Origin of the sequence: Curtobacterium sp. UCD-KPL2560 (genome assembly GCF_001705035.1) — a bacterium.
Taxonomy (GTDB): Bacteria; Actinomycetota; Actinomycetes; order Actinomycetales; family Microbacteriaceae; genus Curtobacterium.
This window is the reverse complement of sequence record NZ_MCIG01000006.1, coordinates 73,433-84,380: the sequence shown is the minus strand read 5'-3', so window position 1 is coordinate 84,380 and position 10,948 is coordinate 73,433. Positions and strand designations below refer to the sequence as shown.

10 protein-coding genes and 1 tRNA gene are annotated in these 10,948 nt (G+C 73.8%); all 11 read right to left on the bottom strand.

Going from position 1 to position 10,948, the window contains the following annotated elements:
• Nucleotides 1-98: 98 nt before the first annotated feature.
• Nucleotides 99-1,013, bottom strand: a complete 915-nt coding sequence (locus tag BEP24_RS03385; protein WP_216093099.1) for a hypothetical protein — start codon at nucleotides 1,011-1,013, stop codon at nucleotides 99-101.
• 141 nt (nucleotides 1,014-1,154) lie between these two features.
• Nucleotides 1,155-2,768 carry a chorismate-binding protein gene (locus BEP24_RS03380; RefSeq protein WP_065960253.1) on the bottom strand — a complete coding sequence of 538 codons (1,614 nt, stop codon included), beginning with the start codon at nucleotides 2,766-2,768 and terminating at the stop codon, nucleotides 1,155-1,157.
• Nucleotides 2,747-3,670 carry an aldose 1-epimerase family protein gene (locus tag BEP24_RS03375; RefSeq protein WP_065960252.1) on the bottom strand — a complete coding sequence of 308 codons (924 nt, stop codon included), beginning with the start codon at nucleotides 3,668-3,670 and terminating at the stop codon, nucleotides 2,747-2,749. Before BEP24_RS03375 ends, BEP24_RS03380 begins: the two co-directional genes overlap by 22 nt.
• A 222-nt stretch (nucleotides 3,671-3,892) precedes the next feature.
• A tRNA-Ala gene (locus tag BEP24_RS03370) sits at nucleotides 3,893-3,965 on the bottom strand.
• 134 nt (nucleotides 3,966-4,099) lie between these two features.
• Nucleotides 4,100-4,489 (bottom strand): ribosome silencing factor, encoded by a 390-nt coding sequence (gene rsfS, locus BEP24_RS03365; RefSeq protein WP_065960276.1) that lies wholly within the window; start codon nucleotides 4,487-4,489, stop codon nucleotides 4,100-4,102.
• A 182-nt stretch (nucleotides 4,490-4,671) separates the two neighbouring features.
• On the bottom strand, nucleotides 4,672-6,165 hold the full coding sequence (locus BEP24_RS03360) for a hypothetical protein (protein WP_065960249.1): 1,494 nt from the start codon (nucleotides 6,163-6,165) through the stop codon (nucleotides 4,672-4,674).
• A complete protein-coding gene (gene nadD / locus BEP24_RS03355) occupies nucleotides 6,162-6,761 on the bottom strand; it encodes a nicotinate-nucleotide adenylyltransferase (protein WP_065960247.1) in 600 nt (199 codons plus the stop codon). The genes BEP24_RS03360 and nadD overlap by 4 nt, the downstream gene beginning before the upstream one ends.
• An 11-nt stretch (nucleotides 6,762-6,772) precedes the next feature.
• Nucleotides 6,773-6,973: a hypothetical protein gene (locus BEP24_RS03350; RefSeq protein WP_065960243.1), complete on the bottom strand. Its 201-nt coding sequence runs from the start codon at nucleotides 6,971-6,973 to the stop codon at nucleotides 6,773-6,775.
• Nucleotides 6,974-7,016: 43 nt separating this feature from the next.
• Complete coding sequence (locus BEP24_RS03345) at nucleotides 7,017-8,282, bottom strand: glutamate-5-semialdehyde dehydrogenase (RefSeq protein WP_065960241.1); 1,266 nt, start codon at nucleotides 8,280-8,282, stop codon at nucleotides 7,017-7,019.
• Nucleotides 8,283-8,516: 234 nt separating this feature from the next.
• A complete protein-coding gene (gene proB, locus BEP24_RS03340; RefSeq protein ID WP_065960240.1) occupies nucleotides 8,517-9,335 on the bottom strand; it encodes a glutamate 5-kinase in 819 nt (272 codons plus the stop codon).
• Nucleotides 9,336-9,384: 49 nt separating this feature from the next.
• Nucleotides 9,385-10,899, bottom strand: coding sequence for a GTPase ObgE (obgE, locus tag BEP24_RS03335; protein WP_065960237.1), 1,515 nt, complete (start codon nucleotides 10,897-10,899; stop codon nucleotides 9,385-9,387).
• Between the last annotated feature and the right edge of the window lie 49 nt (nucleotides 10,900-10,948).

Sequence of the window (10,948 nt, the reverse complement as noted above, 5' to 3'; positions counted from 1 at the left end):
GGCTCGGACCGTCGCCGGTCCGGGGACACCCGTCCCGGTGCTGCGGGGCGACGCGGCCCGCGTGCGGGTGCCCCGGGGCCGACCGCCGCCGCGCGGGGTCACGACGCCACCGCCACGGGACGCAGGACGCGGGACGCGCCGCCGACCGAGCCGGCGGTGGTCACGGGCTCGACCGGGCGCACCGCGCCGTCGGCGGCGGGCAGGAGCAGTTCGGCGTGCACCGGACGTCCGGCGCCGGCGCGGCCCGAGGCGGTCACGGTCGCGCGACGCTCGACCAGGTGTCCGTACCCGTCACCGATGCCGCTCCACACCGAGTCCGTCACCTGCAGCGTGACGTCGGCGCCCGGCCACGAGCCCAGGGCCACGAGCGCTCCGCCACGCTGCCGCAGGCGCGCCGACAGCCGGGACACGTCCCCCGGCACCACGCGGCCGAGCGGTCGCGTGAGCACGATCTGGGCGACGTCGGCGAGTGCCGCCGTCACGGTCAGCCACTGGTCGCCCGGGTCCGGGACGAGCACGAGCCGCTCGAGGTCGATCCCCATCGCCGCTGCCGCCTCGACCCCGAAGGAGGGCACCCCCACCACCGCGCACCAGGCGCCCTCGGCCGAGGCCGCCTGCAACATGGTCATCGCGAGCAGCACCGACTCCTGCACCGCGTAGGCACCACCGACCCGGATCGCCCCACCCGGCAGCAACGGTTGCAGTGCCGGGGCCGTCGGGAGCCCCTGTACGTCGACCCGCGTGGCCTCCATCTCGGCGACCCGGGACCGGAGCGCCGTGATGCGGTCGAGTGCGGCACGGGCGTCCCCGAGGTGGTCGACACGGCGCACGGGACGGGCCGGGTCCGAGCGCACCTGTTCGGTGCGCGTCGGCTCCGGACGCACCAGGTCGGGGTCCGACAGGTCCGTGTGGATCCGGTCCGGATCGGGGCGGGCAGGTCTGCTGCGTCCGGACGTCTCGCGCCCGGACGACAGGAGTGCCGCCGCCGTCTGCATGCCCTCATGTTCGAACATGTGTTCGATCATGTCAACCGGGTCCGACATCCTGTGGACAGTCAGCCCGAACGCACGTTCGACACGCCGGTGATCCGCGGATCGCGCAACGCGAGTACACGCGCGCACGAGCCCGAACCCGAACACCCAGGCCCGCGCCCGTCACCAGCGCCCGACGACCCCCAGCCCGCCGAACACCGACCGCGTCTTCGTCTCGACCTCGTCCGCCTCGTCCGCCGCCACCGAGGACCACGTCACCGCTCCCCCGGCCCCGAAGGACCGGGACCGGACCGCGCCCGCGTCGTCGAGGACCGTCACCAGTGTCCGGATCACCACCGACAGGTCGACGGTGCCGTCCGTCGAGAAGTACCCGACCGCTCCCGAGTACACCCCGCGCGGCGCACCCTCGAGCCGGTCGGCGATCGCGGTCGCGCTGCGCTTCGGCGCGCCCGTCATCGACCCCGGCGGGAACGCGGCACGGACCACCTCGGCCCGCGACGCGCCCGGGGGCAGCTGCGCCGACACCGTCGACACGAGCTGGTGCACGCTCGCGTAGGTCTCGACCGCGCAGAGCCGCTCGACGTGCACCGAGCCGGGCACCGCCGAGCGCAGCAGGTCGTTGCGCAGCAGGTCGACGATCATGACGTTCTCGGCGCGGTCCTTGCCGCTCGTCGCCAGGTCGGCCCGCACCACGGCGTCCCGGCCCGGGTCCGGGTCGCGACGACGGGTGCCCTTGATGGGTTCGGCGAGGACCCGCCCGCCGGCGTCGATGCGCAGGAACCGTTCCGGCGAGCGGCTCGCGACCCGGAGCGGTCCGAGCCGCAGGTAGGCGCCGAACGGCACCGGGTCGACGGCGCGCAGCCGCAGGTACTCGTCCAGGTGCGGGTCCGTGGCGGGCCCGACCCGCGCCTCCAGGCCGACCGCGAAGGCGGTGGTGAGGCACACCTGGAAGGCGTTGCCCTCGCGGATCTCCGCACGGCAGGTCTCGACCGCGGTCTCGTAGGCGGCCCGCGACACGCGCCCGGTCGCCACACCGGTCGGGAGGCCCGTGGCCGCGCCCGCCCCGCCGGTCACGCCCGGCACCCCGGTCACCGCACCGGCCGGGAGGCCCGTGGTCGCGCCCGCGTCCACCGCGGCGGCCGGTCGCGTGGTCACCTCGTCGAGCCACGCGCGGTTCGCCGTGCTGGCCGCGCCTGCCGCACCGTCCGTGTCCGTGCCCGCTTCCGCGTCCGCGCCCGTGTCCGTGTCCGTGTCCACGACGAGGGCGAGCGCCCACGCGCCGCCGTCCGCGTCGACCACGACGGCCCGGTCCACGAACCGCAGGTCGGCGTCCGCGTGCTGCCCGGCGGTCCGGTCCGGCCCGTCGGTCTCACGGCCGAGCTCGTACCCGAGGAAGCCCACCCACCCCAGCGCGAAGCCGCACCCGGCGATCGGCGCGGTGCAGGCCGGTGTGCGTGCGAGCAGGTCCCCGAGCGTCGCGAACGCGCCCGCGTCGACGCTCCGCGAGGGACCGAACCACGCCTCCGCGGCCGGGGACACGTCGAGGAGTGCACGACGGTCCTCGTGCCGGAACCCGGCACCGAACGGCCCGCCGGTCAGGGCGAGGACGGACCAGCGGGCCCGCTCACGTGCGGCGTCCGGTGCGCCGTCGGGCAGGGCGGAGTCGAGCCAGACGACGTCGCCGGCCGCCGAGGCCGCGAGGGAGCCGAGGTCCGGGGTCCACCCGAACCGGCGGACGAGCGCCCGCGCTCCGGTCAGACCGCGGCGATCGTCCACGAGGCGGCGTGCGAGGCGTGCGGCTCGAGCACGACGAGCCCCGACTCCTCGCCGGTGTTGAAGGCGTCCGGCGCGCACGTCATCGGCTCGACGGCCAGGCCGACGCGGTGGTACTCGGGGACGACGTGGTCGGCGGTGTGCACCTGCACCCACGGGCACTCGGGACCGAACGCCACGCGGACGCCGCGGCCGTCGGCACCGGTGAGGACGATCGTCGCGACCCCCTCGTCGTCGCGGTCGAAGCCGGTGTAGGCGTGGTCGATGAAGCGGCCGCCGATCGGGGTCGCGGTGCGGAGGTCGAACTCGTCGTGCACGTCGGCGAGGCCGGTCGGCACGAGACGGTCCTCGGTCACCTCGAGCACCCGGGCCGCCGGCAGCGTGAGCGTCCAGTCGTCGACGCGCCCCGCCCCGCCGACCAGGTACGGGTGCGGACCGGTCCCCCAGGGCGCGGACTCGTGCCCGGTGTTCGTGCCGGTCACGGTGGTGTGCAGACCGTCGGCGTCGACGCGGTACTCGACCAGGACGTCCACGCGGTACGGGTAGCCCTCCTGCGCGGCGACCGTGGTGGCGAGGACGGCACGGTCCGGCTCGTGCGCGACCGTGCGGAAGTCGGTCCACGCGACCAGACCGTGCAGGGCGTGGTGGCGCTTCGGCTCGGTCAGGGCCAGCTCGTGCTCCCGGCCGCCGAACGTGTAGCGGCCGTCCACGACCCGGTTCGGCCACGGAGCGAGGACCGCGCCCCGGAAGGCCGGACGGACCTCGTCGGCGTCGAACGGCACGACCAGGTCGCGGCCCTCGTGCCGGAGGGTGCGCAGCGATGCCCCCACCGAGGCGATCTCGGCGGTGTAGCCCGCCGCGGTGATCGTCAGGGCGGAACCGGACAGGGGCGCGTCGTTGCTCATGCGGATCAGCGTAGCGGGAGCGTGGCGACGGTACGGAACCCACCGCGGGGCCGTGGAACGGCACCACCACGGGTCGATCGGGGCCTCGGGGCATCAGGGAGCGACCGGGCCCCGGGAACGCCAGGAGCGCCAAGAGCGCGGGGACGACAGGCGCTCGGGAGCGACAGGCGCTCGAGAACGACGAAACCCCACCGCTCGTGAGCGACGGGGTTCCGGTGTGGGTGGATCTGAGGGGACTCGAACCCCTGACCCCCTGCATGCCATGCAGGTGCGCTACCAGCTGCGCCACAGACCCAGGTCACGGTGCAAGTTCTCACTTGCTCGTGTGGTGTTCCTCCGAACCGGAGGCACCATGGAAGCGTACACCATGCGAACGCCGGGTGACGTAATCGAGCTCGTCACCCGGGCGCGTCGCGTGTGGTGGGCCGATCAGGCGGGCTGGTCGGCGGCGGACTGGTCCACCGGCAGCTCGAGCGGGATGGTCGGGCAGTCCGACCAGAGACGCTCGAGCGAGTAGTACTGGCGGTCTTCCTCGTGGAAGACGTGCACGACGATGTCACCGAAGTCGATGAGCACCCAGCGGCCCTCGGCACGGCCTTCGCGACGGAGCGGCTTGGCGCCGTCGGCGAGGAGCCGGTCCTCGATCTCGTCCGCGATGGCGAGCACGTTGCGCTCGTTCCGGCCGGTCGCGAGCAGGAACACGTCGGTGAGCTGCAGCGGCGCGGTCACGTCGAGGGCGACGAGGTCTTCGGCCTGCTTGGCGTCAGCTGCCTGGGCGGCGAGCTGGACGAGTTCCACTGCACGGGGAGAGGCGGTCACGGAGTCCTTCCGGTCGTCGGACCCGCAGCGTGCGGACCCGTGTGATGGGTCCCGATCATAGGCCACCCCACCGACAGCGGCCAGGCCACGGGCGCGGGGGACGATCGGACCGGCGACGTCGATCGCCACCGGAGTGCGTCTGGTCGGACCACCACGGGGCGGTCCGGACGGGGAACGGCCGGTCAGCCGCCCATGTGCGTCGTGACCAGGGCCACGATGATGACCGCAGCCGCAGCGAGGCCCACGGCACCGACCGTCACACCGAGGATCACCGGCGTGCGGGACTCCTTGGGCTTGGCGGCGGCGAGGACGACCTGTCGCGTCGAGGTGTGGCTGGAGATGGCGCGGCTCGCACGGACCGGGCTCGCGTCCGTCTCGGGCTGCTCGTCGTGCTGCTCGAGCAGACGGTCGACCTCGGCGCCGTCGATCGGTCGGTGCGACCCGGTCGAGGACAGCGACGCGGGCAGGTCGATCGACCCGGTCAGGATCACCTCGCCCGTGGCGTTCAGCGCGCCGGTCGGGTCGGCCAGTGCGGAGTCGGGGAGCACGATCGAGTTCGTGTTCTGCACGGCGACACGGCGGGTGCCGGTCTCCTCGTCGTGCACCTCGGCGTCGTTCGCGTCGTCCGCGAGCTGCGACCAGTGACCGGCCGGCGGGGTGAACGCCGTCGTCACCGGCTTCGGCTCGACCGGACGGGCGAAGGAGGCCGGCACGCGGGGCGCGTCGTCGGCAGAGGCCGGGCGTGCCGACGCGGAGGTCGGGCGCTGGACCGGGACCTCGTTCGTGTCGTCGTCGAGCGACAGCGGGAACACGACCGGCGTCGACGAGGTCGGCAGGTCGGTGCCGGGCGTGGTCGCGGTGTCGGCGGTGTCGGCGGTGTCCGCGTCAGCGTCCTCGTCGGGCGACGACCACGTGGACCGGTGCCGGCGGGGCTCCTCGGCGTGTGCCGCGGCCTCGCTGAGCGGCTCGAGGTCGTCCGGCGAACCGTCGGCCTCGGTCGCCTGCGCGACGGCGGCCGCGTCGAGCCGGACGGTCTCCCCGGGCTCAGGGGCGGACGGCACCGACGGGGTCGGCGTCGAGCCGACGGGGGCCGCGGGCGACGGCACGGAGGGGGCGTCCTCCGCCGAGGGCACCGGGACGGCCGCACGCTCGGGAGCTGCCGGCGAGGGTGCTGCCGAGGCCGGGCGCACGGGGGTCGGGGGCTCGTCGGTGTCGAGCCGGTCCACGGAACCGAGGACGTCCTGCACGGTGCGGTCGGACGACTGCGGGGTCGGTGCCCGCAGCGGGACGGGCTGGACCGCCTGTCCCTCGGCCTCACGGCGCAGACGGAGCTGACGACGCGTCAGCCCTCCGGTACCGGGGACGATCTCGGTCGCCGAGGCCGGTGCCGGGCTCGCGGGTGACGGCGTGGACGACGAGGGGTCGCCGGACGCCTCGGCGCCGGAGGCCGGGGCGAGCGGGAACGCACCGGGGGTGCCCTGGGCGGACCGCTGCGCCGGCCCGGAGGGCGACGGCGCGACGTGCGAACCCGGGCGGCGGCGTTCCTCGCTCGGCTGGTCGGCCTGCGGCGTGACGGTCGGCGGGGGCGTGACGGGCTGCGAACCGGCTGCGGCGGCACGCTCCCGCTCGCGCGCTTCGCGCCGCGACAGTGGCGGCTGCGCGTCGGACGAACTCATGCAACGCTCCGATACAGATGGTGCTTGGAGATGTACTGGACGACACCGTCGGGGACCAAGTACCACACGGGTGACCCGCGCCTGACCCGGTCGCGGCAGTCGGTGGACGATATCGCCAACGCGGGGACTTCGAGCAAGCTTACGTCGCGTTCGGGCAGTCCGGTGATGCTGAGGTCGTGTCCCGGCCGGGTGACCGCGACGAAGTGCGCCAGGTCCCACAGCCCATCGTGGTCCTTCCAGTCGAGGATCTGCTGGACGGCGTCCGCGCCCGAGATGAAGACGAGCTGGGCATCGGGACGCTGCGCGTGCAGGTCACGGAGCGTGTCGACCGTGTACGTCGGTCCGGGACGGTCGATGTCGACCCGGCTGACCGTGAACATCGGGTTCGACGCCGTCGCGATGACCGTCATGAGGTACCGGTGCTCGGCGTCCGTGACGTCCGACTTCATGTACGGCTGGCCGGTGGGCACGAAGACGACCTCGTCGAGGTCGAAGGCGCGCGCGACCTCCGACGCCGCCACGAGGTGTCCGTGGTGGATCGGGTCGAAGGTGCCACCCATCACGCCGATGCGTGGGCGCCCCGTGCTCTCGAGCATCGAGCCGGAGGTCAGTGCTTGGTGTGACCGAACTCGTCCACACCCGTCTCGTGGTGGCGGGTGGCCTCGAACTTCTGGGAGTGGCGGTACGCGACGTCGCGGAAGCTCCAGGTCACGAACCCGAGGAACGTGAAGAAGAGCGCGGCGACCATGGGGAAGACGAACGCGGGGACCCCGGAGGAGTGTTCTGCGGCTTCAGCGAGGAAGGTCATCGGACCGGTGCTCCGTTCGATCGGGGGGAAGACGCCGCCCAGTCTAGCCGCGGATCTGTCCCTGACCGCGCACGATCCACTTGGTGCTCGTGAGTTCCGGCAACCCCATCGGCCCACGGGCGTGCAGCTTCTGCGTCGAGATCCCGACCTCGGCACCGAAGCCGAACTCGCCGCCGTCGGTGAACCGTGTCGACGCGTTCGCCATCACGACGGCCGAGTCCACCTGGGCCAGGAAGCGCTCCGCGGTGTCGACGTCGTCGGTGACGATCGACTCGGTGTGGTGCGTCGACCACCGCGCGATGTGCGCCATCGCCTCGTCGACGTCGGCCACGACGCGGATCGAGAGGTCGAGGTCCATCGACTCGGTGCCCCAGTCGGCCTCGGTCGCGCGGAGCACCCCCGGGACGATCGTGCGGGTCGCGTCGTCACCGCGGAGGGTGACACCGGCGGCACGGAGGCGCGCGGCGAGCACCGGGAGCAGGCGTTCGGCCGCCGCCCGGTGCACGAGCAGGGTCTCGAGGGCGTTGCAGACGCTCGGCCGCTGCACCTTGCTGTTGAGCACGATGTCGACCGCGCGGCCCTCGGGGGCGGAGGCGTCGAGGAACACGTGCACGACGCCGGCGCCGGTCTCGATCACCGGCACCTGCGACTCGGTGACGACGGTCTGGATGAGCGACGCGCTCCCCCGCGGGATCAGGACGTCGACGAGCCCGCGGGCACGCATGAGCTCGGTCGCCCCCTGACGCCCGAACTCGTCGATGGTCTGGACCAGGTCCTCGGGCAGGCCGACGGACCCGAGCGCGGCACGGACCGTGTCGACGAGCACCGCGTTGGTGCGGAGGGCGGCCGATCCCCCGCGCAGGACCACCGCGTTCCCGCTCTTCAGGCCGAGCGCGGCGATGTCCACGGTGACGTTCGGACGGGCCTCGTAGATCGCGCCGACCACGCCGAAGGGCACACGCACCTGCGACAGCTGCAGCCCGTTCGGCAGTCGTGACCCACGGACGTGCTGGCCGACCGGGTCGGTGAGCCCCACGACGTGCTCGACGGCTGCCGCGAGGGCCTCGATCCGGGTGGCGTCGAGCCGCAGACGGTCGAGCAGGCCGGAGGACAGGCCGCTCTCCTCGCCCGCCACGAGGTCCTGGTGGTTGGCCGCGACGATGGCGTCGGTGTCCCCGCGCAGCCGTGCCGCGACCGCGCGCAGTGCGGCGTCCTTGACCGACGTCGTCGCGGTCGCGAGCACGGTGGACGCGCTGCGGGCGGCGACCAGCTTGTCGGTGAGGGTCGGGGCGGGTGCGGTCAGCGACATGGTCCGATTGTAGGAGCGGACGGGCCGGACGTGACCTCCTGCGTCGGTCCGGTGGAGGGCATCCGTGCCAGGCCGCCCTGTGGAGGAGGAGCCGGCCACGCGAAGTGGTCGCGACCCCGCACGCGACGAACCGGACCCTTCCGGCCGCGCCGCGCCTCCCGACCGCGACCCGGCGCGCGACGCGCCGGACCCACCCGGCCGCACCGCGCCTCCCGACCGGTGGACCAGGTCGGGTCAGCCCCGCGGAGCCGGGTGGAAGAAGGTGCCGACCTGCTCGCCGGCCAGCGCGCGCTCGACCAGGCCGGTCGCGGTCACGAGCACGGCGGTGCCGGCCTCGGCGGCGAGCCGGGCAGCGGCGACCTTCGTGGCCGCTCCCCCGGTACCCACGCCGGCCGCTCCCGACGCGCCGAACGTGACCCCGGCGAGCTCGTCGCCGAACGGGACGTCGTGGATCGGCCGCGCGTCGGGGTGCTCCGGCGGCCGCGTGTACAGCGACTCGACGTCGGAGAGCAGCACGAGCGCGTCGGCGCCGAGCAGGCGCGCGACGAGGGCGGCCAGCCGGTCGTTGTCGCCGAAGCGGATCTCGTGCGTGGCCACGGTGTCGTTCTCGTTCACGATCGGCAGGACCCGCAGCTCGAGCAGCCGGTCGACGGCCCGTTGCGCGTTCACCCGGTGCGTCGGGTTCTGCATGTCCCCCGCGGTGAGCAGGACCTGGGCCGCGACGACGCCGTGCCGGTCGAGCTCCTTCTGGTACCGGAACATCAGGAGGTTCTGCCCGGTCGCCGCGGCCGCCTGCTGGGTCGCGAGGTCGTCCGGGCGGCCCTCGAGCCCGAGGAACGGGAACCCGGTCGCGATGGCGCCCGAGGACACGAGCACGACCTCGGTCCCCCGGGCGTGCACGGCGGCCAGGGCGTCGACGAGCGCGCCGATCTGGCCGGCCGCGTCGCCGCTGACCGACGACGAACCGACCTTGACGACGAGGCGCCGGGCACGCGGGACGTCAGCCCGCTCCAGCACGGCTCCGGTGTCGGCGCGGTCGGTCGTCTCGGTCATCGGTCGTCGGTCCCTCGTCGGTCGGGGCTGCTGCGTCGGCGGACCGCCGTCAGCGGCCGTCCTCGTCGTCGTCGGCCCACAGGCCGGCGATGCGCTCCTGCTCGAGCTCGGCGCGCGCCGCCGCCTTGGCGTCCATGCGCTCGAAGTAGTCCTCGCGGCGCTCGTTGCGGGTCGGTCGCGAGGACCCACCCACCCGGGAGTCGGTGCCACGCGCGCTCGTGATGAGCTCGGCGGTCGAGGTGAGCGTGGGCTCCCAGTCGAAGATCATGCCCCCGTCGCCACCGATGACGACCGTCGACCCGGCGACCGCGCCGGCCTTGAACAGGCCGTCCTCGACGCCGAGCTTGGCGAGCCGGTCGGCCAGGTAGCCGATCGCCTCCTCGTTGGTGAAGTCGGTCTGCACGACCCAGCGCTCCGGCTTCTCGCCGCGGACGCGGTAGAAGCGGTGCTCCTCGCCGCCCTCGGCACGAACCGTGAAGGGCTTCGCGTTGACGGCCTTCGGGCGGAGCACGATGCGCTCCTGCTCGGGCACGGCCGGACGGGCGGCGCGGGCCTGCTCGACGACCTCGGCCAGCGCGAAGGTCAGCTCGCGCAGGCCGGCGCGGGACGCGGTCGAGATCGGGAACACCCGGTAGCGGCGGTCCTCGAGCTCGGACGTGACGAACTCGGCGAGCTCGGCGGCCTCGGGCACGTCGACCTTGTTGAGGGCGACGAGCTGCGGACGTTCGAGCAGCGGGGTCTGGCCCTCGGGGACCGGGTAGCGCTCGAGCTCGCCGAGGATCACGTCGAGGTCGCTCAACGGGTCGCGGCCCGGGTCGAGCGTCGCGCAGTCGATGACGTGCAGGAGCGCCTCGCAGCGCTCGACGTGGCGCAGGAACTCGAGGCCGAGGCCCTTGCCCTCCGACGCGCCCTCGATGAGACCGGGGACGTCGGCGACCGTGAAGCGGACCTCGCCCGACTCGACGACGCCGAGGTTCGGGGTCAGGGTCGTGAACGGGTAGTCGGCGATCTTCGGCTTCGCGGCCGAGATCGCGGCGATGAGCGAGGACTTGCCGGCGCTCGGGAACCCGACGAGTGCGACGTCGGCGATGGTCTTCAGCTCGAGGCTGACGTCGCCGGTCCACCCGGGTGTCCCCAGCAGGGCGAAGCCGGGGGCCTTGCGCTTGGTGGTTGCGAGGGCCGCGTTGCCGAGGCCGCCCTGACCGCCCGGTGCGACGACGACGCGCATGCCGGGCTCGGTCATGTCCGCGAGCACCTCGCCGCCCTCGTCGTGCACGACGGTGCCGATCGGGACGGGCAGCTCGAGGGTCTCGCCGCTCACGCCGCTGCGCATGTCGCCCATGCCGGGCTGGCCGTTCTTCGAGGAACGGTGCGGCGAGCGGTGGTAGCCGAGCAGGGTCGTCACCTGCGGGTCGGCCACGAGCACGATGTCGCCGCCGTCACCGCCGTTGCCGCCGTCGGGCCCGGCGAGGGGCTTGAACTTCTCACGGCGGACCGAAACGCAGCCGTTGCCGCCGTTCCCCGCGGTGAGGTGCAGGGTCACGCGGTCGACGAAGGTCGCCATGGTTCCACTCCTTACGGTGCGGGCAGGTGTGCCCGCGAGGGTGCGGACA

What these genes read in the sequence shown, in the direction of transcription:
- nadD (WP_065960247.1), bottom strand. Translation starts at nt 6,761, where the DNA reads ATGCTCGAGAGCACGGGGCGCCCACGCATCGGCGTGATGGGTGGCACC.
- proB (WP_065960240.1), bottom strand. Translation starts at nt 9,335, where the DNA reads ATGACCGAGACGACCGACCGCGCCGACACCGGAGCCGTGCTGGAGCGG.
- BEP24_RS03360 (WP_065960249.1), bottom strand. Translation starts at nt 6,165, where the DNA reads ATGAGTTCGTCCGACGCGCAGCCGCCACTGTCGCGGCGCGAAGCGCGC.
- BEP24_RS03385 (WP_216093099.1), bottom strand. Translation starts at nt 1,013, where the DNA reads ATGTTCGAACATGAGGGCATGCAGACGGCGGCGGCACTCCTGTCGTCC.
- BEP24_RS03345 (WP_065960241.1), bottom strand. Translation starts at nt 8,282, where the DNA reads ATGTCGCTGACCGCACCCGCCCCGACCCTCACCGACAAGCTGGTCGCC.
- obgE (WP_065960237.1), bottom strand. Translation starts at nt 10,899, where the DNA reads ATGGCGACCTTCGTCGACCGCGTGACCCTGCACCTCACCGCGGGGAAC.
- BEP24_RS03350 (WP_065960243.1), bottom strand. Translation starts at nt 6,973, where the DNA reads ATGACCTTCCTCGCTGAAGCCGCAGAACACTCCTCCGGGGTCCCCGCG.
- BEP24_RS03375 (WP_065960252.1), bottom strand. Translation starts at nt 3,670, where the DNA reads ATGAGCAACGACGCGCCCCTGTCCGGTTCCGCCCTGACGATCACCGCG.